The organism is Aequorivita capsosiphonis DSM 23843 (assembly GCF_000429125.1).
Lineage (GTDB): Bacteria > Bacteroidota > Bacteroidia > Flavobacteriales > Flavobacteriaceae > Aequorivita > Aequorivita capsosiphonis.
The window spans coordinates 51,518-74,371 of sequence record NZ_AUBG01000006.1 but is presented as its reverse complement, the minus strand read 5'-3'; the positions used below and the strand labels follow the sequence as shown (position 1 = coordinate 74,371).

Sequence of the window (22,854 nt, the reverse complement as noted above, 5' to 3'; positions counted from 1 at the left end):
TGTGGTTTTACTTTTCTCCTAACTGCCTAAAAAATACCCAATACAAGGTATTGTTTCCTTTAGTTTCCTTAAATAGTTTAGCACGTAACAATTCTTGATAAACAATAATTGACTAACCACTAAAAATTATTATCATGAAAAATCAACTACTCATCATCTTTGTCGTTCTGTGCGGCACAGTAACAATCGCTCAGGTACCGCAACTGGAGCGCGACGCGCTTATGGCGCTCTATAACAGCACCAATGGTCAAAATTGGGTGAATAACACCAACTGGGGAAGTGGAGAATCTGTTTCCACTTGGCACGGAATAACCGTTGAGAATATCGGTGGAACAGATCATGTGAAAAGTTTAGATCTCAGTTATAACAATCTTGTAGGTAGTATTCCTAATGAAATAGGAAATCTAACAGAATTGGAATTCCTCGCTTTTTGGAACAATACCTTAACTGGAAATATCCCCGATGAACTTGGAAATTGCACGAAAATAGAACTCCTTTCACTAGAGGATAATGCATTAACCGGTACTATACCCGCTTCATTTTCCAATCTAACAAATATGTCAAGTTTTTGGTTGAACGGAAACTTACTTTCTGGCGATATCTCAACTGTTTTTTCAAGTTGGACAAATTTGGTTTATTTTTCTATTGGGGATGGCAATTTCAGTGGGAATTATAACCAATTTACGGGAGATCTTGATTTAAGCAATAATCCGCTCTTGGCCATGGTTTTATTTGATCATAACAACATTTCTACATTAAATATCAAAAATGGAAACAACGCTAATATAAGTTCAATAGAAGCAACTGACAATATTAATCTCACTTGTGTTTTTGTCGATGACAAAAACAATATTCCCCCCAATTGGAATATAGATTCCAATGCTACTTTCGTTGAAACGCAAGCCGAATGTGACGCATTAAGCATTTCAGAATTTAACGAAACATCGTTTTCCATATATCCAAACCCAGCTTCCAAATTTTTGAATATCGAAACAAATTCAGAGTTGACAATAGACAAATTATCAATTATAAACATAGCAGGCCAAAAAATAAAAGTTGATAATTCAAGTAGCACTATTGACATATCTAATCTTAGTCCTGGCCTCTATTTCCTTCAAATAGAAACCGACAAAGGAACAATGACCAAAAAATTTATAAAAGAATAATTGTTAGCTGTTTTACCCAAACCACACCCCGAACAATCTAAGAAGATGTTTAACGGTGTGGTTTTATATTTTACCACAACTTTTAACCGAAATTTATTATGCACGCATAGTAAAAAAAACCTAAATTATTCTTAACTTCGCACCTGAGTAGTCCGAAGCTCGAAGAGCCAAGGATTATCTAAATAATCTCTAGCTTAAAAAGCGAAAGATAACGCAAGCAAATACTTGAGTTTTACAACTTAATGCTTTGCATTTAATTTACAATCCAAAAAATAGTACAAAATGAAAATATTAGTCTGTATAAGTCACGTACCAGATACAACTTCAAAGATTAATTTTACCGATGGCGACACCAAGTTTGATACTAACGGTGTGCAATTTGTAATTAATCCAAATGATGAATTTGGTCTTACCCGTGCCATGTGGTTTAAGGAAAAACAAGGTGCAACTGTTCACGTTATTAACGTTGGCGGCCCAGAAACTGAACCTACACTTAGAAAAGCTTTGGCAATAGGCGCCGATGAAGCTATAAGAATAAACACTCCAGCAACTGATGGTTTTTCAGTAGCGAAACAACTTGCCAATGTTGCAAAAGAAGGAGCTTACGATTTGATTATCGGAGGTCGTGAATCCATCGATTATAACGGGGGAATGGTTCCTGGCATGCTCGCAAAACTTATTGGAGCGAATTTTGTAAACACCTGTATCGGTCTTGAAGTAGAAGGCGATAAAGCTACCGCAATCCGTGAGATTGACGGTGGAAAAGAAACACTAAAAACCTCATTGCCACTTGTTGTTGGTGGACAAAAAGGTATTGTTGAGGAAAGTGATTTGCGTATTCCAAATATGCGTGGTATTATGCAAGCCAGAAAAAAACCACTTAACGTTAAAGAACCTGTTGAAGCAAATTCGGAAACAAACACCGTTTCCTTTGAAAAGCCCGCACCAAAGGGTTCCATAAAATTGGTTGACAACGTAGACGAATTGATAAGCTTGCTTCATAATGAAGCCAAGGTGATATAAATTCCAAAACATAAATTCCAAATTCCAAACTTTGGAATTTGGTACTTGAAATTTGGATTTTTTCGAAATGTAATTTGAAACTCCAAATTTTACTTATTAATCACAAAATAATACAACTATGATTTTAGTATATACCGAATCAGAAGAAGGAAAAATAAAAAAAATAGCTTTGGAAGCTGTTTCGTATGCAAAAGGAATTGCAGACCAAATGGGGACCACTGTTACAGCTGTGAGTATCAATGCCGATGACACCGCGGAATTGGGCAAATACGGCGCTTCTAAAGTATTGGAAGTTTCCGATGATAAATTAAAGAAATTTAATGGCGAAGCTTATGCCGATGTAATCGGACAAGCCGCCAAGAATGAAGATGCAAAAGTTATCGTCTTATCTTCTAGTGCAAACAGCAAATTTTTATCGCCAACCTTGGCAGTAAATTTGGAAGCTGGCTTCGTTCCCAACGTATTTAGTCTTCCAGAAAGCACTTCGCCTTTTAAGGTGAAGCATAACGTTTTTACAAACAAGGCTTTCGCATCCACGGAAATAAAAACCGATATTAAAATAATAGGTCTAGGTAAAAACACGTATGGGTTAAAAGAAAATGAAACCGCTGCAACAAGTGAAGCTTTTTCGCCAAACTTAGATGCACACGATTTCGACATGGAAATTGTTTCAGTTGACAAGGCTACAGATAAAGTAACCATCGCCGATGCCGAAATAGTGGTATCTGGTGGTCGCGGACTTAAAGGCCCTGAAAACTGGGGAATGATTGAAGATCTAGCAGCTACTTTAGGCGCAGCAACCGCTTGTTCTAAACCTGTGAGCGATATGGACTGGCGTCCACATAGCGAACACGTGGGCCAAACTGGAAAACCAGTGGCCGCTAACTTGTACATCGCTATTGGGATTTCCGGAGCAATCCAACATTTGGCTGGAATTAATGCTTCCAAAGTGAAAGTGGTTATCAATAATGATCCAGAAGCACCTTTCTTTAAAGCCGCAGACTACGGCATTGTAGGCGATGCTTTTGAAATTGTGCCAAAACTCACAGAAAAATTAAAAGAATTTAAGGCGCAAAACGCATAATTTTTTATTAATTTGTGCCTCGAGACAAGGCTGTTTAAATAAGGAAACGCCCTAATTTAAACAGCTTTTTTTATTGGTAATAGATTCGTTAATTTTATAATCTATTGTTTAACCAAAAACGAACCCCAGCCCTTAAGGGAGCCAGAAACACTCCCCTTTAGGGGCTGGGGGTAAAGCCGATACAGAAAATGAGTTTAGTAAAACTTACCATAAAGGGAATATCATATAGCCAAACACAAAACGGGGCTTATGCCCTTATTTTAAGCGAAGTGGATGGCGAGCGAAAACTCCCCATTGTCATTGGTGCCTTTGAAGCACAGTCCATTGCCATTGCGCTAGAAAAGGAAATAACTCCCCCTCGGCCATTAACCCACGATCTTTTTAAAAATTTTGCTGACCGATTTGAAATCGTCGTAAAGCAAGTGATAATCCACAAATTGGTCGATGGCGTTTTTTATTCCAGCCTAATCTGCGAACGCGATAAAATTGAAGAGATTATAGATGCAAGAACCAGTGATGCCATTGCTTTGGCACTCCGCTTTAATGCGCCAATCTTTACTTATAAAAACATTCTGGACAAAGCAGGAATCTATTTAAAAACTTCCACTTCAAAAAAATCACTCACTAAGCAGGAAGAGTCAGTAATAGAAAATCTAATTTTAGGGGAAGACAAAGAATCTGTTAAGCCTTCAAAAGAAGATTACAGCAAATTTAGTATGAGTGACTTAAACAAAATGTTAGACGAAGCTGTAAAAAACGAAAATTACGAAAAAGCTGCAAGCGTAAGAGATGAAATCTCTAAAAGACAGTAGTTTTTATAATAATTAGTAATGAGCAGTGGCAAAAAACAGATTTAAAATTTGAAATTTATTCCGATAGCTATCGGGATTGGGATTTATAATTTATGCAGAAAATTATACTCGTAGCCATCGCGCTATTTTTCTTCGGAAGTGGTTTTGGACAGAGCATTGAAAAAACTTGGCATTTTTCAGAAGTTAAAGATCAAGATGGACTTGCCATTCTCAACGTTAATCCTGAAAGTGATTATTTAAAACTCGAAGATGGCACTTTTGAATATCAAATGGCCGCAAAAGACAGTTTAAAATCTAGTGGCGATTATATTTTTCAGAATAATTTACTGGTTCTTTTCTTTAACCAACCAAACGATAGTATCCGCAGGTTTCGCGTTTCCAAAGTCACTGACAGCACCTTATCACTTTCCGAAAACAACCTCCAATATCAACTAAAAACACCCAATATTGAAGCTGCACATGCACTTCAGCCCGTTGTCAATTCTTCCGAAATAACGCCCAGCCAAGGTTTCTCCATGGAAAGTCTCTGGCGCGGTGTTTTAGGGATGATTTCCTTGATTATAATCGCTGTTCTTTTTAGTTCAAACAGAAGAGCCATCAATTGGAAAACCGTTGGTCTTGGCCTTGCTTTTCAACTGCTGATTGCAATTGGCGTATTAAAAGTAGGCTTTATTAAAAGTGGATTCGAAGCTGTAGGCCAGGTTTTTGTCAACGTACTTGAGTATACCAAAGCAGGAAGTGAATTTCTATTTGGGGGAATGCTGGATATCAATTCCTTCGGATTTATTTTCGCCTTTCAGGTTTTGCCAACCATCATCTTTTTCTCTGCTTTAACCTCAGTTCTCTTTTACTTCGGAATTATTCAGATTGTAGTAAAAGGTATGGGTTGGTTATTGACGAAAGTATTGCACATTTCTGGCGCTGAAAGTCTTAGCGTGGCTGGAAACATCTTTTTAGGACAGACAGAAGCGCCGCTCCTCATCAAGGCCTATCTGGAGAAAATGAATAAATCTGAAATACTATTGGTGATGATTGGCGGAATGGCCACGGTAGCAGGAGCAGTACTCGCGGCCTACATCGGCTTTTTAGGTGGAGACGATCCCGCTTTGCGACTTACTTTTGCAAAACACCTTTTAGCAGCCTCAGTGATGGCCGCACCTGGAGCCATCGTTATTTCAAAAATATTATATCCACAAACCGAACCTATTGATAAAGATGTTCACGTTTCCTCCGAAAAAATTGGCTCCAACTTCTTGGACGCAATTGCAAACGGAACGACCGAAGGACTAAAACTTGCAGTAAACGTGGTGCTATGCTCTTAGTATTTGTAGCTTTTATCGCTATGTTAAACGGAATTCTTGGATGGGTTGGAGATGTAACCTCCATTAACCATTGGGTTGCATCAAATTCTGCTTATGGCAGTCTTTCGCTGGAAGCAATTCTCGGAACAATTTTCGCGCCGCTGATGTGGCTAATTGGGGTTGCAAAAGAAGATATGATGATGATGGGCCAATTACTAGGTATTAAATTGGCAGCAAGTGAATTTGTTGGCTATATCCAGTTAGCCGATCTTAAAAATGTATCAAATGAACTCCACCTCAACTACGAGAAAAGTATTATAATGGCAACCTATATGCTTTGCGGATTTGCAAATTTTGCTTCCATCGGTATTCAAATTGGAGGCATTGGATCTTTGGCGCCGGGGCAACGGAAGACGCTTTCAAAATTTGGAATGAAAGCTTTGATTGGCGGAACCATTGCTTCGCTTATTTCGGCCACAATTGCGGGAATGATAATTGGGTAAAATTCAAGATTAGCGGTTTCTAGATTTTAGATTAAAAAAAACAATTCGATACAACTCGAAATAAATGTTCCCATTTTCAGTTTAAATAGTTGGTTTAATTATTTATATTTATTTTCTGATTAATTTTACTTTATAATGAAACAATATCACGATTTACTTAAACACGTGCTGGAAAGCGGCAGCGAAAAGCAAGACCGAACAGGCACAGGAACAAAGAGTGTCTTTGGGTATCAAATGCGTTTTGACCTAAGCGAAGGCTTCCCGATGGTTACCACAAAAAAGCTTCATTTAAAATCGATTATTTATGAACTTCTATGGTTTTTAAATGGCGATACAAATATTAAATACCTACAAGAAAACGGGGTTCGCATTTGGAACGAATGGGCCGATGAAAATGGTGATCTCGGTCCGGTTTATGGCCATCAATGGCGAAACTGGAATAGCGAGGAAATAGATCAAATTTCAGAAATAATAAGTACGCTAAAGAGTAATCCCGATAGCAGAAGAATGTTAGTCAGCGCTTGGAACCCGAGTGTGATGCCCAATACATCAAAACCTTTTTCAGAAAATGTTGCCAATGGAAAGGCGGCACTTCCGCCCTGCCATGCCTTCTTTCAATTCTATGTTGGCCCTCCAACGGTGGAAGGAGACGACAGTACCCGAAAACTATCCTGCCAACTCTATCAAAGAAGTGCTGATATCTTTTTAGGTGTTCCATTCAATATTGCCTCTTATGCCTTGTTAACTATGATGGTGGCGCAGGTTTGTGGCTATCAAGCCGGTGATTTTGTTCACACCTTTGGCGATGCACATATTTACAGCAATCATTTTGAACAAGTTGAACTTCAACTCTCTCGTGAACCGCGACCTTTACCAAAAATGGAACTCAATCCAGACGTAAAAGATATTTTTGGCTTCACTTTTGATGACTTTACACTTACGGACTACAATCCGCACCCACACATTAAAGGCGCTGTTGCCATCTAAATTAAATTTCCTCTATGAAAAACCTACTTATTGCCTTCTGCATACTAGTTTCAACTTCTGTTTTTGCCCAAGAATGGGGAGATGTAAATAAAAACGAGGTAACCCTTAAAGAAATCGGCCCTGTTTGGCCTGGTTGCGAAAATGGTACTGCAGCAGAACGCGACAACTGCTTTAATCAAAAATTGGCAACACATATATCAAAGAACTTTAAATATCCCGCAGAAGCTTATAAAAACAACGATCAAGGTAAAGTGATTGTAAGTTTTATCATAAACGAAAAAGGCCTAGTAGAGGTGAATAGCGTTACTGGAGGAACAAAAGCCTTACAAGATGAAGCAAGGCGAAATATAATGGCCATACCAAAAATGTCTAAGCCAGGAATGATGGCAGGAAAACCGCGCACTATTAAAATGAAAGTGCCTTTCACTTTTAAAACTGGAAAATAAAATGTTTAAAAAGATATTGTTTTTAGCCTCCATAATCTGCTATTCCGTTTCCTTCGCTCAAGAGTCGGAAACTGATAATGTTGCTTTTGCTGTAATAGAAAACGTTCCAGTTTATCCCGGATGCACGGACGAAAGCAACATGAAGTTGAAGAAATGCATGTCTGATAAGATCTCGGCTTTTGTAAATATCCATTTCGATATGAAAAAAATAGCGGCGATGGATTTACCTCCAAAGACTTACAGAACCTCCGTCCAGTTTAAGATTGACAATAAAGGTAATGTAGTAGATGTGAGGGCCCGTGCAGAATATCCTGCAATTGAAAAGGAAGCCGTTCGCGTGGTGAGTAATTTACCCCAGATGAAACCGGGAAAACAAAAAGGAAAGGAAGTAGGCGTATTATATGCACTTCCGATTATTTTCAAGATTGAACCTCCAACAAAAAAGGAATTAAAACGAAAAAATAAAAATAAAAGAAAAGGCTAACAAGACTGGTTTAACAACTGTTTAACGTTGCTTAAATAGCCTTCAACAATAATAATAATTATATTTAGAGTGTCGTCAGAAAAAACTGCGACACTTTTTTTATGATCGCAACAAATAATTTGGTTTCATTTTTTACTGAAACCCGTCAACATACCGAAAACATTTGTAAACCGCTGGAAATAGAAGATTATGTAGTCCAACCCATTGTTGATGTTTCTCCCCCAAAATGGCATCTAGGCCATACATCGTGGTTTTTTGAGGAATTTATTTTAAAACCTCATAAACCAGACTATAAACTCTTTCACGAAGACTTCGCTTTCGTGTTTAATAGTTATTATGAAAACGTAGGTAAACGTGTTATTCGCAATGACCGTGGAAATCTTTCCAGACCTGGAGTAGCCAAGGTTTATGATTATCGCCATTACGTAACTAATGAAATGAAGGAGTTTCTATCGGAAAACATCTCTGATGAAATAAAAGAAATACTCTTGATAGGAATCCATCACGAAAAACAACACCAAGAACTTCTAACTACGGATATAAAATATATTCTTGGGAATAATCCATTGTTGCCAAAATACAATGATACTTTCTCAGAAAATCCGCATCAAGACTTTCAGCAAGATTGGATTGAAATGAATGAAGGCATTTATGAAATTGGTCACAATAATGCAGAAAAATTCTGTTATGACAACGAATTAGGTTATCACAAGGTATTTCTCCAGAATTACAAGATTTCAAACAAACTCGTTACAAATTCCGAATATCTTGAATTTATAAACGCAGGAGGTTATAAAGATTTCAATCTGTGGCATGCTGAAGGTTTGGATTGGGTGAAGCAAAATAATATTTCTGCCCCTATGTATTGGCATAATATTGATGGTGATTGGCATCAATATACACTCCAAGGCCTAAAAAAATTGGATCTTGAGGCGCCTCTTTCACATATTTCCTATTATGAAGCTTTTGCTTATGCCCAATGGAAAGAATGCCGTCTACCCACAGAATTTGAATGGGAAGCTTCCCAAGAACACTTCAAATGGGGCAGTCGCTGGGAATGGACCGAAAGCGCATATCTTCCCTACCCTGGTTACACCAAAGCTCCAGGTGCCATAGGCGAATACAACGGAAAATTTATGGTAAATCAAAAAGTGCTCAGGGGTGGTTCTGTTGCCACCTCGCCAAAACATACTAGATACACCTATCGCAATTTCTTTCAAACTGGCCTGCGCTGGCAATTCACGGGATTAAGGCTGGCTAAATAATTTCGACAAAAACGATATGGATACAAAAACACAACCGCAACGAAACACGACCTTTAAAAATGAAATTTTTGAAGGTCTTTCCAGTTTCCCAAAACACCTTTCCTCAAAATATTTTTACGACAAAAAGGGCGACAAGCTTTTTCAAGATATTATGGCGATGCCAGAGTACTACCTCACGGGCTGCGAGTTCGAGATAATTTCAAAAAACACTGTCGCAATCGGGGAGCTTTTTCGAGATAAGGAAAAAGGCCTTGACTTAATTGAATTGGGCGCCGGCGATGGTAAAAAAACCAAGGTTCTTCTGAAGTATATGACAGAAAATAACTTTAATTTCACGTATAAACCCATCGATATTAGCGAAAACGCTGTAGAAATGCTCTCAAAGAACCTTGCCCACGAAATGCCAACACTAAATGTTGAAGCAGAGATAGGCGAATATTTTGAAGTGCTGGAAAGACTAAAAGGTTTCAACAAACGCAAGAAAGTAATTATGGTTTTGGGAAGTAATATTGGCAATCTCAAACATCCCAAGGCAATTGAATTTCTCACAAAACTGCAAGATGCAATGCTTCCAGAAGATATGCTTTTTATGGGCTTTGACCAAAAGAAAGATCCACAGACCATTTTGAACGCATATAATGATGAAACGGGCATTACTGAAGCGTTCAACAGAAATATTTTGACCAGAATAAATCGTGAATTTAGAGCGGATTTTGAGGTTGAAAAATTTAGGCATTGGGAAGCCTATAATCCCGAAACGGGTACCGCTAAGAGTTTTTTAGTTGCTACTGAAGCTATGAAAGTAAGCATTGAAAAACTCCAGCTCACAGTTAGTTTTGACCAATGGGAATCTATCCACACAGAAATTTCACAAAAATATGACGATAAAATCGTCAGTTGGTTAGCTGAAGAATCTGGGCTGAGGATTGAAACATCTTTTACCGATGAAAAAGAGTTTTATAAGAATTATGCTTTTACAAAGGCTTGATGTTGGGTGTCGGATGACAGATGACAGATGACAGATGACAGATGACAGATGACAGATGACAGAAATTTAAAAAAGTAGATAAACTTTTAAACGCCTAAACTTAAAAAATGAAAGCACTTTGGAACAATAAAATGATCGCCGAGACAAAAGAAACGGTAATTATAGAAAACAATCACTACTTTCCTCCTGAAGCCATTAATGAAAAATACTTTAAAAGAAGTGCTACGCACACTTCCTGTCCTTGGAAAGGAGAAGCCTCTTATTACACAATTGAAGTTGATGGAAAAACAAACAAGGATGCGGCTTGGTATTACCCAGATCCAAAACCCGCGGCCGATGCAATAAAAAATCATGTGGCCTTTTGGAAAGGCGTGATTATTAAAAAATAAACACTTAAACTTCTAATCTTAAAACCTCAACAAGTTTTTCGAGATCTTCCTCAGTATTGTAATAATGAAAACTCACTCTAATTCCACCGTCGCGTGGGGAACAGATTATTTTTTGGTCCTTTAACGTGTTAAATAATGCTATGTCGCCTTTCAAATTGAAAATGGAACTGTGGTTTTGACGGAGCAAAGTATCCTGGTGAAGCAATCCCATGTCAGAAAAGCGATCTTTTGCTTCGTTAGAAAGAGATTTTATTCTCTCATATAAGCTTTCTACTCCGTGATTTTGCTGAAATAAAAGGGCTTGCTCCAAGCTTCCATAGTTCAATGTATCTTGATGTCCAGGTTCAAAATGTTTCATAAACGCCGTTTCCGTGGGCAAACTCTCAAAACGTTCCGCAGAATTAAACCCGATAGTTTTCGGAAAAATCCGTTCACGAGCCGCTTCCTTTATCATTATAAAACCATTTCCATATCCAGCTGTCAGCCATTTATAAGCGCTGGCTCCTAAAACATCAATCGCACTATTGGCAAAACTGAAGTTTTCAGTTCCTAAATATTGTGTGCCATCTGCAATTAGCAATAAATTGGGATAAGCTTCTTTTAATTTCTTTAAAAAATTAAGGTCTATCTTTATTCCATTAAGCCATTGCACGAGACTGAAAATAAAAATATTTGGCTTATGTTTCGCAACTGCTGCTTCTATATTTCTTTCAAGATTCGCATCAATCTTGGCGTAACAGACATTAAAATCGCGTGTTTCCACGGGCCAATTTATAGATGGATAGTCATTTTTCAAAAGAAGCACTTTTTGTCCTTCAGGTAATCCTTCCAAAACTGTATTTATTCCGAAGGAAAGGTTTGGAATAAGCGCAGTTTCATCAGCAGACGCCTCAAAAAAACCAGAAACGGTATTGCGAACTTGCTCAATTAGTGTTTTATGCTTGTCACGAAAAACGCTGGCATGGTTCATTAAATCTAAATCGTGTTGCCGTCGCCAATCAATGACCGCTTTTGGAACAATTCCGTTAGCGGCAGTATTGAGATAAGTAGAGGTAGCTAATGCGGGAAACTGTTTTATAAAATCTTCCATAAGTGAGTGTTAAAAACAGTGAAATTAGGTATTTTTACAAGACTGACATTTCACTGTTATACTGTAACGAAAATAACCAACTATGTTTTCAAAAACTAAAAAAACTGAAAGAATCGACCCAGAACAGCGGGAGCAATATGAATATGCTCGTCGCCGAATTAAGCAGAAGAAAAACTTGATGCGTCATTTTATTCTGTATTTGGTTGGTTCGGTATTACTAATTATTATTAATCCTGTCTTGGGATATGGGAACGATATTTTATTCAAAGATTGGTTTATTTGGGCCATTTTAATTTGGACATTTATATTCTTGGTACATCTTTTTAATGTTTTTGTTATGAATAAATTTATGAGCAAAGAATGGGAAGATCGACAAATGGAAAAACTTAAAGCTCGCCAAGCGGAACGCATGGCAGAACTTCAGAAAAAAGTTGACACAGAATTACAATTGCCAAAAATGGAGGAAGTTTCTCCAAAAAAACCCGAATTAAAAAACCCTTTACCTCCAGACGTACAATGATAACAATGATAGCTGCCGCTGGCGAAAATAATGAACTTGGAAAAGACAATGGAATGATTTGGCATTTGCCAGATGACTTTAAGCGCTTTAGAAAACTCACTACAGGACATTACATAATTATGGGCCGAAAAACTTTTGATTCCTTTGACAAGCCACTTCCGGGGCGACCTCACTTGGTGATTACCCATAACAAAGATTACAAAAAAGGAGTTGCCATTGTAGTTCAAAGTATGGAAGAAGCTCTCAAGATCGCAAAAGATGATCCACAACCTTTTATAATTGGAGGTGGAGAAATTTATAAACTGGGACTTCCATTTGCCGATAAAATTGAACTTACACGAGTACACGGAACCTTTGATGCCGATGCTTTTTTTCCAGAATTTTCAAAAGATGAATGGAAACTTATTTCTGAAGTGGAACACGGAACAGATGAAAGGCATAAATACTCCTTTACTTATGAAACTTGGGTGCGTAAATAAGCCCCACCCTAACCCTCCCCCAAGAGGATGGAACTATAAGCCTTCCAAGGTTAGACTTGTTCGTGTTTCGCAATTGCACTCGCTAGGCTTCTGATCGATTAAAGATGTTTGACATTCTTCAAAAAATAGCATCCCAAAACAAACTCAATTTAATTGACGCAAAATCGCTTCCTGGCGGAGATATCAACCAAGTTTTTCTTTTGAATTGCGACGAAGGAAATTTTGTTGCAAAGTTGAATGAGGCTTCAAAATATCCTAAAATGTTTTATGCTGAAGCAAAAGGACTTGAATTATTAAATACGACATCAACTTTTAAAATTCCGGAAGTTTTGGGAGAAGGCATAATAGAAAGCACTTCCTATTTGTTGATGAAATTTCTTCCCAATGGAAAACCTGTTCCAAATTTCTGGCAAGTATTTGGAGAGAATTTGGCAGCATTACACAAAACTACACAGCAGGATTTTGGCTTAGACCACGATAATTATATCGGGAGTCTTACGCAGAAAAATGAATCTAGAAAAACGGCTTCAGAGTTTTATATCAGCCAACGCTTAGAGCCACAATTTAAGTTGGCTTTAAAAAATGGGTTTCATTTTAAAAACCTAGATAAATTTTACACAAACATTTCCGAAGCAATTTCGGAAGAGCCGCCTTCCTTGATTCACGGAGATCTCTGGAGCGGCAACTATATGGTTTCCGAGAAAGGTCTGCCAGCTTTGATAGATCCAGCGGTTGCTTTTGCGTCACGTGAAATGGATCTTGCCATGATGAAATTATTTGGCGGTTTTCCCAAAGAAGTTTTTGATTGTTATTATGCTGCTTTCCCACTACAATCAGGATGGAAAGAAAGAACTTCGCTTTGGCAACTCTATTACTTATTAGTTCATTTAAATTTATTCGGAAAAGGATATCTCCATCAGGTTCAAACAATCATTTCAAAATTCCATTAACATTCTCTTCGGCTTATTTTAGTAATAATTTGGCGGCGCGTCTTCCATAAAGGCTTTAACTTTAGAGAAACTAAAAAACTGATTATGAGCAAAGAAAATTTATCCCAAGTAGAAGCAAAGCAAAAATTCAGAGAAATGGTGGACAAAATAAAAATCGCCATGTTTGCTACCAATCTCACCAAGAAGCCATTAAGCGTGGCCCCCATGTACACTAAAAGAGTGGATGAATCTGGCAATTTATGGTTTTTAAGCAGCGTAAATAGCGACCATAACGAGAATATACTTCGCGATGCAGACTGTCAGTTGCTTTTTAGCGATGGCGGCTCAGATTTCCTTAGCGTGTACGGTTCCTCCGAAATAATAAATGACAGAGATACGATCAAAACATTATATAGCAAAATGGACAATGCCTATTTTGATGGTGAAGATGACCCACAAATAAGAGCTATAAAATTTTCTCCCGATGAGGCTGCTTATTGGAGTTCCGATGGTGGAAAATTGGTGAATTTATTTAAAATGGGAGTTGCTGCGGTAACTGGAAAAGACCAGGATTTAGGCACTACTGGCAAAATGGATTTGTAAAAACCTACACTAGTATGTAGCGCTTTTCCTCTTTCTATAAATTAGCAAAGGGGAATTTTTATTATTATTTTTACGGCCTCACAAATATATCAACTAAGATGAAAGCATATATATTTCCCGGACAGGGCGCACAATTCACCGGAATGGGGAAAGATCTCTATGAAAACTCTTCAAAAGCGAAAGAGTTGTTTCAACAGGCAAACGAAGTTCTAGGTTTTGACATTACGAAAATAATGTTTGAAGGCACCGCCGATGAATTAAAAGAAACCAAGGTAACCCAGCCCGCTATTTTTCTACACTCTACCATCTTGGCGGAAGGAATGGGCAACAATTTTAAACCAGATATGGTTGCTGGACATTCACTGGGAGAAATTTCGGCATTAGTAGCCAATCGTACGCTGGCTTTTAGCGATGGCTTAAAGCTTGTTTATAAACGCGCTTTGGCAATGCAAAAAGCTTGCGAGGCAACTCCATCAACAATGGCTGCAGTTTTAGGACTGGAAGACCATTTGGTTGAAGAAATCTGTGCAAACACTCCCGGAATTGTAGTTGCAGCAAATTACAACTGCCCTGGGCAACTTGTTATTTCCGGCGATGTAGATGCTGTGGGATTAGCTTGTGAAAGTTTAAAAGAAGCTGGTGCCAGACGTGCATTGATTTTACCAGTAGGTGGTGCTTTTCACAGTCCGTTAATGGAGCCTGCACGAGAAGAATTGGCCGCTGCTATTGAGGCCACACAGTTTACAGCTCCTGCTTGTCCCATATACCAGAACGTTTCGACTTTTGCAGTTACAAAACCTTCAGAAATAAAAGAAAACCTCATCTTCCAACTCACTTCTCCAGTAAAATGGACACAGAGTATCCAAAATATGATTAAAGACGGAGCAACCAAGTTTATAGAAGTTGGTCCCGGAAATGTTTTGCAAGGATTGGTAAAGAAAATTGATAAAACCGCAGAAACTGAAAAAGCAGAAGCGTAGTTCAAGGTTTAGAGTTCAAAATTCAATATTAAAAAAGCGTCGAAGGAAAATAACCTTGGACGCTTTTTAGTTTGTAGCAATGAAAACAATTCAAAAATAGGTTTGAATTTAGAATAGATTAAAACCTATTTCTAAACTAAGGAACTACATCCTTTTTTATAAAACTCTTTTCGTTCCTCATCGGGAACCAAATCGCCGCCTGTTGCCCAAGCAATATGAGTGGCATTTTCCATATTGATATTGTGTTTAGCGGCATAATCGGTCTTTGCAATCATTTGTGGCCCAATCAATCCTGCCGTTGCAGAAGGTTCCAAGAAAATTTGCTCGGTATCCATCAATTGCGCTAATAAGACGAAAAGTCGATCATCCTCAATAGTATATTCGCCACTAATAATGTGATTACTGATATTTGTAGCAAAATTTGAAGGACGTCCAACAGCCAAACCATCGGCTTCGGTTTTGTTGTCTATTCCAATATCGTGAACGCTTATGTTGCTCATTTCGCCAGTAACCAATCCAGTTAAAACCGCCGGAGAATGTGTGGGTTCCACATAAAAGCAATGTACGTTATCACCATAAATCTTTTTTAATCCGAAAGCGGTACCTCCGGGAGAACCTCCCACGCCACAAGGTGAGTATACAAACAATGGATGCTCGGCATCAACTTTTATATTCGCCTCTTCCAATTGTTTTGCTAACCGAATTGCACCTACAGTATAGCCCAGAAATAATTCATTGGAATTTTCATCGTCCACAAAATATCCCATTGGGTCGGAGTTTGTTTTTTGTCTTCCTGCGAGAATCGCTTTACTAAAATCGCCTTCAAACTCGATTACTTCAACTCCTTTGGAACGCAATAAATCTTTTTTCCACTTTTTAGCATCTCCAGATACGTAAACAGTTACTTGAAAACCTAGTTTCGCACTAATAATCCCAATACTTAAACCAAGATTTCCTGTTGAGCCCACACCGATTTTATACTTGCTGAAGAATTTTCTGAATTGATCACTAGTTAAGATGCTGTAATCATCATCCTTTTTCAGTATACCCGCGTTTAATGCAAGTTGTTCGGCATAATGAAGAACTTCAAAAAACCCTCCCCTTGCCTTAATGGAACCAGCAAAAGGAAGGGCATTGTCGCATTTTAAAAAGAGGCGTCCTTGCATCATAGAACTTTCTTGGTTTAAAAGCGTTTTCATCTTTTGAATTTCCTTTAGCGGAGATTCAAGAATACCATCTGTTGCTGCAGTTTCAGGAAAGGCTTTTACAAAAAATGGTGCAAAGCGATGCCATAATTGTTCCGCTGCTTCCATTTCCTCTTTTTTGATAGGAAATGAAGGCATTTCAGCCATTTTTTTCTTGTTAGGATTGAGCCACGCAACAGGTTTTAAGTCAATAATTTCCTTTAAAATTGGTGACTCTTTTATAAATGAATCTATTTTATTTTTTGAATACATTTTTTAAAATTTTAAATCTTGATTGCTTAAAATTTAATAAGGAAATAGGTAGGTAATTTAATCTTTCCTTAAATAAAGCACATTTTTTCTTTACGAACTCTACGTCTCTCGCGATGATTTTTTACCGCAAAGCCGCAAAGAACGCAGAGTATAAGAATTTTGAATTTAATTAGATGATAGACCAAACACATCCAATTTAAACGACTGCTTCTGTTTAAAAGGTTTTAGTCCTACGTCATTTAGTCTTAAGTCCTTTCCTCTTAGGTCTAAAACATTAATTAATCACTTTCTGGAAGTTTATAAAAACTATGAAAGTAATGTGGCGTCCATAGTTATGTTCAAGCTTAGAGCTTTACTCACGGGGCAGTTTTCTTTAGCCGCGTTTGCGCATTCCATAAACTTGTCTTTACTGATATTAGGAATACGAGCTTTTAGCGTTAAATGTGAACCAGTAAGTTCCAGTTTATCCGCATCCATTGTGACTTCTGAGGTTACATCTAAAGTATCTGGTGTATAACCTTCTTTCCCTAGAATAAGGCTAAGCGCCATTGCAAAACATCCTGCATGCGCAGCCGCAAGCAATTCGTCAGGGTTAGTAGCCTTGCCATCGCCAAAACGGGATTTAAAGCAATATTCGTTCTCGTTTAAAACTTTACTTTGAGTAGTTATTTTTCCTGTTCCTTCTTTTAGGGAGCCGCTCCATACGGCATTTGCTGTACGTTTCATATAAATGTAGTTTATTAAAATAATTTTGTTGTTTATAATTTTTTCCTCAGATCTAAAGCGACCTGCTAATTATACCTTTTCTGCTATTATAGCGCAGACTGTCTATTGTATGTACACGAATTACAACAGATACGATTTTTTGAATTCAGGGTCTAAAACATCTTTACGTTTAGACTTGAATTCCTTGAACTAATTTAGCAGTGAGTTAATTACCGCAAGGCCTAGGACTCTCTTTTTTGGGGAGCATCCAGTGGCCTTGTTCGGTATTAATGGTTTTAGCACTCACTATTGGTTGACAACACCTTCCACACGTTTGGCGGTATCCCCTTTATTCAAACTTAATCTTACGGTACTCGTTTCAAGTGCTTTTAAATCGTGTGGTACACCACCTTCAAGACCTATTAGATCTCCTTTTTTCAATTTGTGGGTTTCTCCGTTTACTCCAAAATCAATTGCGCCTTCAAAAATTTCAACTACAATAGGGAAAGGCGTTTTATGCTCTTTCATAACTTGGCCTTCTTTAAATGCAATTCTAATCTCTTTTCCCGCGTCCGTCTCCATTAAAACCTGGATGGTTGGTCTTTTTTCATTGTATTCAAGATTGTTTACTAGTGATGCTAATTTCATATTTATTTTAGTTTTAAATTTTCTTATTTAGAATGATTCAAAATTAGTAAAAATATACTGACTAACCTTATTATTCAGCACAAAAATTCTTAGTTTGATTCTACTTATAACTTTAGAAAATTAATTTGGAGTGTCTTTTAATTCTAAAATCAAAGGCTCATTAAGTATATTTGAAAAGTACCTTAACTAAATATGAAGAAACAAAAAAAGAAATCGCATTTGGAACTAACGCCACTGATTGAAGAGCACAATGAGGTTATACTTTTTTGTGAACGAATTAGAGAAGGACTTAGGAACAAAACAGAAGAAGAACGTATCAAAAAGTACATTGATTGGTTTAAGGTAAAATATTTGGATCCTCATTTTGAAATAGAAACTAAATATATCTTTCCCATTCTTGGGAATAATAACGTACGCGTAAAAAGAGCATTAGCAAACCACAGACGCCTGAACCGATTGTTTGATGAAACTACAGAACTTAATAAAGTACTCAACAAAATTGAGGAAGAATTGAGCAGTTATATTGGGTTTGAAGAACGTGTTCTATATAATGAAATCAGAACAATTGCGAGTCCGCAACAATTAGAGGAAATAGAGAAAAGTCATCAGGAATTAGCTTTTAATGATGATGAATGGAAAGATCAGTTTTGGACTTCTTCATCTAAGTAAATAGGTAGATTCAAGCATAAAAAAAGCACCGAATGATTAATTTCATTCGATGCTTTTAGTTTATAAATTCTATTAGTTCAATTTCACATTTGACTATTGAACTTTGAATCCATTATGCGTTTATGCTACAGTCCACACAATCTTTTACTTTACCATAATAGGTTTCCCGGTATTTGTGGATTGTTTTAAAGGGAACATTTAAAAATGTCTTTTTTATGTAGATCACACTTGTGGTGAACATCCCCATTTTTTCTGTAAATCGTTTTTCTGTTTTTGTTTGTCGTTTCACTGAAACTAACCTCATCATTGTTTTTTTGACTCCCTTTGGCTCACAACATATTGATTTTGAAGCAAAAGTTCAGAGTGCTATTCAGGTACAAAGAAACAAATCCTAAGCATCAATTCCAAGAAATAAGCGTTAAACATGGGTTAATTGAGTTGTGAGTTGTGAAAAATAAAAAAGCTAAGTACTAATTTACTTGTCACTGACTATTGAAAACTGACTACTGAATCCCTCTAACTTTCTTCTCCCATTTCCATGCAGATGCCAAAGCATCTTCCATGGTTTCCTGTGCTTTCCATCCTAAAACATCATTGGCTTTTTTGGTGTCAGCGTAAACTGAAATCACATCTCCTGGCCGGCGATCTACAATTTTATAATTCAATTTCTCGCCAGTTGTTTTTTCGAAAGAATTCACAACTTCCAACACAGAACTCCCTCTACCTGTACCGAGATTGAAAACCTCAAAGTTTTCATTGTGCTGCAGATTCGAAACATCCGTTTTAAGCAATCGCTCCAAAGCAATAACGTGTGCTTTCGCCAAATCTACCACGTGAATATAATCGCGGATACAACTACCATCTTCTGTGGGATAATCATCGCCAAAGACAGATAGCTGCTTGCGAAGTCCCGCAGCAGTTTGTGTGATAAATGGCACCAAGTTTTGTGGCACACCAGCAGGAAGTTCACCAATTATAGCCGTTTCATGAGCGCCTATTGGATTAAAATAACGAAGTGCTATGGATCTTAGAGAAGAGACTGAACAAGTGTCTTTGAGGATTTCTTCGCTTATTTGTTTAGTATTTCCATAAGGGGAAGTGGCTTTCTTAATAGGTGCATTTTCCGTAATAGGAAGCGAATCAGGCTCGCCATAGACGGTGCAGGAAGAGCTGAAAATAAAGTTTTCAATTCCGTAAGAGTTACATTCCTGCAACAAATAGATCAAGGTGTTCAAGTTATTTTCATAATAAAGCAAAGGCTTTTCTACACTTTCACCAACCGCTTTACTTGCTGCAAAATGAATAATACCTGCGATATCTTTATGTTCCTTAAAAAAATCGGAAACGTCTGATTTATAACGAAGGTCCAATCTTTCGAAAATTGGGGGTGTCTTGGTGATATCTGTAATTCCTTCCAAAACGTCTAAGGAAGAATTGGAGAGATTATCAACAATAATAACTTGATAACCTGATTTCTGAAGTTCAACAACGGTGTGGCTTCCAATATAGCCCAAACCGCCAGTAACGAGTATTTTTTTCATAGTTAATGCCCGCGCAGAGACGGGTATCTCTTTAATTAATATTTTTATCCAATAAACTCAATCACCGTTTTTGTGATATAATCAATCTGTTCATCATCCAATTCAGTATGCATTGGCAAGGAAATTACTTCTTTCACCAATTGATTGGTTACTGCAAAATCCGCTTCATTATAACGCTCATCCTTGTAAGCCTTTTGAAGATGGAGCGGAATCGGGTAGTATACTCCGCTTGGAATACCATTTTCAAATAAATAGCTCACCAAAGCATCACGATCTGCATTAATTATTCTTAAAGTGTACTGATGAAAAACGTGACAATTGCAAGCCTCAAAAGTGGTTCCTGAACAATTGCCGCAACCCGTTGGCGTAATTATATGTTTATGATCTTTAAAAGCATCGGTATATTTCTGAGCAGCTCTTTGTCGAGCCGTATTATATGCATCTAAATGCGGTAATTTCGCACGAAGCACGGCAGCCTGAATAGAATCTAATCTACTATTCACTCCCACAACATCGTGATGATACCGCTCGTACATTCCGTGATTTACAATTCCTCGAATTTGATGCGCTAAATCATCATCATTGGTAAAAATAGCGCCGCCATCACCATAACAACCCAAGTTTTTTGATGGAAAAAAAGAAGTTGAGGCAACGTGCCCAATAGTTCCAGTTTTCTTTTTCGTGCCATCTTTTGATGTATAATCTGCACCGATTCCCTGGGCATTATCTTCAATTACATATAAATTGTGTTCTTCCGCAATTTCCATAATTTCATCCATATTGGCGGCAAGGCCAAAAAGATGTACAGGAACAATCGCCTTTGTTTTTGGTGTGATTGCTTTTTTAATCGCCTCAACGTCAATATTGAAGTTTATAGAATCTACATCAACCAAAACCGGCGTTAATTGTAAAAGTGCAATCACTTCCACGGTTGCCGCAAAGGTAAAATCGGCAGTTATAACTTCGTCTCCAGGCTCCAAGCCTAAGCCCATCATCGCTATTTGAAGCGCATCCGTCCCGTTGGCACACGGAATTACGTGTTTAACATCCAAATATTCTTCAAGTTCCTTTTGGAATTCGTGAACCTCGGGACCATTTATAAAAGTAGTAGTTTCTATAACATTCAATATAGAGCTATTTACACGCTCTTTTATATTTTCATATTGACCTTTAAGATCAACCATTTGGATTTTCTTCATATTCGAATAGGATAAAGTTGTGCAAAATTACGAAAATGAAACTTGGACTTCGGTACTTTTTGAAAGCAATTAAGGTCAATAGCAAAATCAAAACACTTCGACCTCAAAACACTTAGTCCCTTAAATTTTTCATTTAAAGAAAATTCATCTATTGCAAGGTGCTAAAACAGATTACAGAAAACGGAAATACTGACCACTGAATTTAGTATTTTTGTTCAATATGCACACACTCTACAATTTTCTAATTCACATAGCTTCCTTCGGATTGAGAATTGTAGCGTTATTCAGCAAAAAAATAAAACTTTTTGTTGACGGAAGAAAAGCTGTAATTGTAACCTTACAAGAAAAAATTGCTTCAACCGACGAGACAATTTGGTTTCATTGCGCCTCTTTGGGCGAATTTGAACAAGGCGTCCCAATCATGGAAGCTATAAAAAAAGTAAAGCCGAATCATAAAATAGTAGTAAGCTTCTTTTCTCCTTCTGGTTATGAAATAAAGAAAAACACTCCCTTGGCTGATGCCGTTGTTTACCTTCCCACGGATACCCCGTCTAACGCACGAAAGTTTATTGCCGCCATCAATCCAAGTTTCGCACTTTTTGTAAAGTATGAATTTTGGCCAAATTATCTTTTTGAACTTCAGAAGAAAAAAATCCCAACTATTTTAGTTTCTGGTGTTTTTAGAGAAAACCAACTGTTTTTTAAAAGCTATGGCGGGTTTATGCGAAAAGCACTTGCTACTTTCGAACACTTTTTTGTACAAGATGAAAATTCAGAAGCATTATTAAAAAATATTGGATTCAACAATATAACAGTGAGCGGCGATACCCGTTTTGACCGAGTCTCGCATCAAATTGAAATGGATAATACACTAAAGTTTGCCGAAGAATTCAAAGGCAATTCATTGTGTATTGTCTGTGGAAGCACTTGGCCAGAAGATGAAGCTGTACTTTTAAATTACATAAATACGGCTCGCATGAACGTAAAATTCATCTTTGCGCCCCATAAAATTGAAGCAGCTAAGATTGATGCGTTTAGAAGTAAAATTCTTAAAAAAACCATATTACATTCTAATAAAGATGAAGTAAACATCGCTGGGTATAATGTGTTGATTATTGATTGTATCGGGCTTTTAAGCAAATTGTACAGCTATGCAGATATTGCTTATGTTGGTGGCGCAATGGGGAAAACAGGATTGCACAATGTTTTAGAACCTGCCACTTTTGGTCTTCCTATAGTGATTGGAAATAATTATGAAGACTTTCCAGAAGCCATACGATTAAGATCACTCGCAGGTTTATTTTCAATATCAAACGCTGCTGAATGTTCTACCATATTAAAAAAGCTAGTTGAAAATGACAGTTTCAGGACTAAAACTGGAATGATTTCTGGGCATTTCGTTAACAGCAATACGGGCGCCACAGAAATTATAATCTCCTATATGTCGGCTAATCATCCTTAATGCAGAAGGGTGTTTTTCAGATAATCGAAGAAAATAGCACAAAATTCATATTCCTTTAACATTTTTTGGGATAGTATTATTAATTCTCTATCCTTTAAAACCTAGATTTGCTCCAACCATAATA

The 22,854-nt window shown here is 37.4% G+C and carries 24 protein-coding genes and 1 pseudogene; 18 read left to right on the top strand and 7 right to left on the bottom strand.

What is annotated here, in order from left to right; genetic code table 11:
* Positions 1–134: 134 nt before the first annotated feature.
* From G440_RS0104815 to G440_RS0104765, 11 genes and pseudogenes are all read left to right on the top strand, one after another.
* Entirely contained in the window at positions 135–1,166 is a 1,032-nt protein-coding gene (locus tag G440_RS0104815) for a T9SS type A sorting domain-containing protein (protein ID WP_026450266.1), read from the top strand.
* Between the two features lie 282 nt (positions 1,167–1,448).
* Positions 1,449–2,189 carry an electron transfer flavoprotein subunit beta/FixA family protein gene (locus G440_RS0104810; RefSeq protein ID WP_026450265.1) on the top strand — a complete coding sequence of 247 codons (741 nt, stop codon included), beginning with the start codon at positions 1,449–1,451 and terminating at the stop codon, positions 2,187–2,189.
* Between the two features lie 118 nt (positions 2,190–2,307).
* Positions 2,308–3,273, top strand: coding sequence for an electron transfer flavoprotein subunit alpha/FixB family protein (locus G440_RS0104805; protein ID WP_026450264.1), 966 nt, complete (start codon positions 2,308–2,310; stop codon positions 3,271–3,273).
* 188 nt (positions 3,274–3,461) lie between these two features.
* Positions 3,462–4,085, top strand: a complete 624-nt coding sequence (locus tag G440_RS0104800) for a bifunctional nuclease family protein (protein WP_026450263.1) — start codon at positions 3,462–3,464, stop codon at positions 4,083–4,085.
* Between the two features lie 92 nt (positions 4,086–4,177).
* Positions 4,178–5,889: pseudogene (locus G440_RS19490) on the top strand (NupC/NupG family nucleoside CNT transporter).
* 135 nt (positions 5,890–6,024) lie between these two features.
* A complete protein-coding gene (locus G440_RS0104790; protein ID WP_026450262.1) occupies positions 6,025–6,876 on the top strand; it encodes a thymidylate synthase in 852 nt (283 codons plus the stop codon).
* 14 nt (positions 6,877–6,890) lie between these two features.
* Positions 6,891–7,322, top strand: a complete 432-nt coding sequence (locus G440_RS0104785; protein WP_026450261.1) for an energy transducer TonB — start codon at positions 6,891–6,893, stop codon at positions 7,320–7,322.
* Between the two features lies 1 nt (position 7,323).
* On the top strand, positions 7,324–7,806 hold the full coding sequence (locus G440_RS19485) for an energy transducer TonB (protein ID WP_051285155.1): 483 nt from the start codon (positions 7,324–7,326) through the stop codon (positions 7,804–7,806).
* 101 nt (positions 7,807–7,907) lie between these two features.
* Entirely contained in the window at positions 7,908–9,071 is a 1,164-nt protein-coding gene (egtB, locus tag G440_RS0104775) for an ergothioneine biosynthesis protein EgtB (protein WP_026450260.1), read from the top strand.
* Between the two features lie 16 nt (positions 9,072–9,087).
* Positions 9,088–10,059: an L-histidine N(alpha)-methyltransferase gene (locus G440_RS0104770; RefSeq protein WP_026450259.1), complete on the top strand. Its 972-nt coding sequence runs from the start codon at positions 9,088–9,090 to the stop codon at positions 10,057–10,059.
* Positions 10,060–10,166: 107 nt separating this feature from the next.
* The gene (locus G440_RS0104765) at positions 10,167–10,448 is read left to right on the top strand and encodes a DUF427 domain-containing protein (RefSeq protein ID WP_026450258.1); all 282 of its coding nucleotides are present in this window, start codon (positions 10,167–10,169) and stop codon (positions 10,446–10,448) included.
* A gap of 4 nt (positions 10,449–10,452) precedes the next feature.
* Here G440_RS0104765 and G440_RS0104760 read toward each other — a convergent pair whose 3' ends face one another.
* A complete protein-coding gene (locus G440_RS0104760; protein ID WP_026450257.1) occupies positions 10,453–11,538 on the bottom strand; it encodes an aminotransferase class V-fold PLP-dependent enzyme in 1,086 nt (361 codons plus the stop codon).
* An 82-nt stretch (positions 11,539–11,620) separates the two neighbouring features.
* On the opposite strand from G440_RS0104760, the gene G440_RS0104755 reads away from it, so the two are divergent.
* The 5 genes from G440_RS0104755 to fabD all read left to right on the top strand — a co-directional run bounded on the left by G440_RS0104755 (position 11,621) and on the right by fabD (position 15,049).
* On the top strand, positions 11,621–12,058 hold the full coding sequence (locus tag G440_RS0104755) for a 2TM domain-containing protein (RefSeq protein ID WP_026450256.1): 438 nt from the start codon (positions 11,621–11,623) through the stop codon (positions 12,056–12,058).
* The gene (locus G440_RS0104750; protein WP_026450255.1) at positions 12,055–12,537 is read left to right on the top strand and encodes a dihydrofolate reductase; all 483 of its coding nucleotides are present in this window, start codon (positions 12,055–12,057) and stop codon (positions 12,535–12,537) included. The genes G440_RS0104755 and G440_RS0104750 overlap by 4 nt, the downstream gene beginning before the upstream one ends.
* A 104-nt stretch (positions 12,538–12,641) precedes the next feature.
* On the top strand, positions 12,642–13,487 hold the full coding sequence (locus G440_RS0104745; protein WP_026450254.1) for a fructosamine kinase family protein: 846 nt from the start codon (positions 12,642–12,644) through the stop codon (positions 13,485–13,487).
* Between the two features lie 84 nt (positions 13,488–13,571).
* Complete coding sequence (locus G440_RS0104740; RefSeq protein WP_026450253.1) at positions 13,572–14,069, top strand: pyridoxamine 5'-phosphate oxidase family protein; 498 nt, start codon at positions 13,572–13,574, stop codon at positions 14,067–14,069.
* Between the two features lie 98 nt (positions 14,070–14,167).
* Positions 14,168–15,049, top strand: a complete 882-nt coding sequence (fabD, locus tag G440_RS0104735) for an ACP S-malonyltransferase (RefSeq protein WP_026450252.1) — start codon at positions 14,168–14,170, stop codon at positions 15,047–15,049.
* Positions 15,050–15,180: 131 nt separating this feature from the next.
* On the opposite strand, the gene G440_RS0104730 is transcribed toward fabD, so the two are convergent.
* From G440_RS0104730 to G440_RS0104720, 3 genes are all read right to left on the bottom strand, one after another.
* The gene (locus G440_RS0104730) at positions 15,181–16,506 is read right to left on the bottom strand and encodes a D-serine ammonia-lyase (RefSeq protein ID WP_026450251.1); all 1,326 of its coding nucleotides are present in this window, start codon (positions 16,504–16,506) and stop codon (positions 15,181–15,183) included.
* Positions 16,507–16,812: 306 nt separating this feature from the next.
* Positions 16,813–17,232 carry an OsmC family protein gene (locus tag G440_RS0104725; RefSeq protein WP_026450250.1) on the bottom strand — a complete coding sequence of 140 codons (420 nt, stop codon included), beginning with the start codon at positions 17,230–17,232 and terminating at the stop codon, positions 16,813–16,815.
* Between the two features lie 285 nt (positions 17,233–17,517).
* Positions 17,518–17,859, bottom strand: a complete 342-nt coding sequence (locus G440_RS0104720) for a cupin domain-containing protein (RefSeq protein ID WP_026450249.1) — start codon at positions 17,857–17,859, stop codon at positions 17,518–17,520.
* A gap of 192 nt (positions 17,860–18,051) precedes the next feature.
* Here G440_RS0104720 and G440_RS0104715 point away from each other — a divergent pair, with 192 nt between their 5' ends.
* Positions 18,052–18,528 (top strand): hemerythrin domain-containing protein, encoded by a 477-nt coding sequence (locus G440_RS0104715; RefSeq protein ID WP_026450248.1) that lies wholly within the window; start codon positions 18,052–18,054, stop codon positions 18,526–18,528.
* Positions 18,529–18,640: 112 nt separating this feature from the next.
* On the opposite strand, the gene G440_RS20925 is transcribed toward G440_RS0104715, so the two are convergent.
* From G440_RS20925 to G440_RS0104700, 3 genes are all read right to left on the bottom strand, one after another.
* Complete coding sequence (locus G440_RS20925) at positions 18,641–18,832, bottom strand: hypothetical protein (protein WP_084426613.1); 192 nt, start codon at positions 18,830–18,832, stop codon at positions 18,641–18,643.
* A gap of 199 nt (positions 18,833–19,031) precedes the next feature.
* Complete coding sequence (galE, locus tag G440_RS0104705; RefSeq protein ID WP_026450247.1) at positions 19,032–20,069, bottom strand: UDP-glucose 4-epimerase GalE; 1,038 nt, start codon at positions 20,067–20,069, stop codon at positions 19,032–19,034.
* 44 nt (positions 20,070–20,113) lie between these two features.
* On the bottom strand, positions 20,114–21,268 hold the full coding sequence (locus G440_RS0104700; RefSeq protein ID WP_026450246.1) for a DegT/DnrJ/EryC1/StrS family aminotransferase: 1,155 nt from the start codon (positions 21,266–21,268) through the stop codon (positions 20,114–20,116).
* Positions 21,269–21,488: 220 nt separating this feature from the next.
* Here G440_RS0104700 and G440_RS0104695 point away from each other — a divergent pair, with 220 nt between their 5' ends.
* On the top strand, positions 21,489–22,730 hold the full coding sequence (locus tag G440_RS0104695) for a 3-deoxy-D-manno-octulosonic acid transferase (protein WP_026450245.1): 1,242 nt from the start codon (positions 21,489–21,491) through the stop codon (positions 22,728–22,730).
* The last annotated feature ends 124 nt before the right edge of the window (positions 22,731–22,854 follow it).

Coding starts and splice junctions, on each gene's coding strand:
- G440_RS19485 (WP_051285155.1), top strand. CDS start 7,324: ATGTTTAAAAAGATATTGTTTTTAGCCTCCATAATCTGCTATTCCGTT.
- G440_RS0104805 (WP_026450264.1), top strand. CDS start 2,308: ATGATTTTAGTATATACCGAATCAGAAGAAGGAAAAATAAAAAAAATA.
- G440_RS0104745 (WP_026450254.1), top strand. CDS start 12,642: ATGTTTGACATTCTTCAAAAAATAGCATCCCAAAACAAACTCAATTTA.
- G440_RS0104725 (WP_026450250.1), bottom strand. CDS start 17,232: ATGAAACGTACAGCAAATGCCGTATGGAGCGGCTCCCTAAAAGAAGGA.
- G440_RS0104755 (WP_026450256.1), top strand. CDS start 11,621: ATGTTTTCAAAAACTAAAAAAACTGAAAGAATCGACCCAGAACAGCGG.
- G440_RS0104790 (WP_026450262.1), top strand. CDS start 6,025: ATGAAACAATATCACGATTTACTTAAACACGTGCTGGAAAGCGGCAGC.
- G440_RS0104810 (WP_026450265.1), top strand. CDS start 1,449: ATGAAAATATTAGTCTGTATAAGTCACGTACCAGATACAACTTCAAAG.
- G440_RS0104815 (WP_026450266.1), top strand. CDS start 135: ATGAAAAATCAACTACTCATCATCTTTGTCGTTCTGTGCGGCACAGTA.
- G440_RS0104770 (WP_026450259.1), top strand. CDS start 9,088: ATGGATACAAAAACACAACCGCAACGAAACACGACCTTTAAAAATGAA.
- G440_RS0104730 (WP_026450251.1), bottom strand. CDS start 16,506: ATGTATTCAAAAAATAAAATAGATTCATTTATAAAAGAGTCACCAATT.
- G440_RS0104715 (WP_026450248.1), top strand. CDS start 18,052: ATGAAGAAACAAAAAAAGAAATCGCATTTGGAACTAACGCCACTGATT.
- G440_RS0104765 (WP_026450258.1), top strand. CDS start 10,167: ATGAAAGCACTTTGGAACAATAAAATGATCGCCGAGACAAAAGAAACG.
- G440_RS0104750 (WP_026450255.1), top strand. CDS start 12,055: ATGATAACAATGATAGCTGCCGCTGGCGAAAATAATGAACTTGGAAAA.
- G440_RS0104785 (WP_026450261.1), top strand. CDS start 6,891: ATGAAAAACCTACTTATTGCCTTCTGCATACTAGTTTCAACTTCTGTT.
- G440_RS0104720 (WP_026450249.1), bottom strand. CDS start 17,859: ATGAAATTAGCATCACTAGTAAACAATCTTGAATACAATGAAAAAAGA.
- egtB (WP_026450260.1), top strand. CDS start 7,908: ATGATCGCAACAAATAATTTGGTTTCATTTTTTACTGAAACCCGTCAA.
- galE (WP_026450247.1), bottom strand. CDS start 20,069: ATGAAAAAAATACTCGTTACTGGCGGTTTGGGCTATATTGGAAGCCAC.
- G440_RS0104695 (WP_026450245.1), top strand. CDS start 21,489: ATGCACACACTCTACAATTTTCTAATTCACATAGCTTCCTTCGGATTG.
- G440_RS0104800 (WP_026450263.1), top strand. CDS start 3,462: ATGAGTTTAGTAAAACTTACCATAAAGGGAATATCATATAGCCAAACA.
- G440_RS0104740 (WP_026450253.1), top strand. CDS start 13,572: ATGAGCAAAGAAAATTTATCCCAAGTAGAAGCAAAGCAAAAATTCAGA.
- fabD (WP_026450252.1), top strand. CDS start 14,168: ATGAAAGCATATATATTTCCCGGACAGGGCGCACAATTCACCGGAATG.
- G440_RS0104760 (WP_026450257.1), bottom strand. CDS start 11,538: ATGGAAGATTTTATAAAACAGTTTCCCGCATTAGCTACCTCTACTTAT.
- G440_RS20925 (WP_084426613.1), bottom strand. CDS start 18,832: ATGAGGTTAGTTTCAGTGAAACGACAAACAAAAACAGAAAAACGATTT.
- G440_RS0104700 (WP_026450246.1), bottom strand. CDS start 21,268: ATGAAGAAAATCCAAATGGTTGATCTTAAAGGTCAATATGAAAATATA.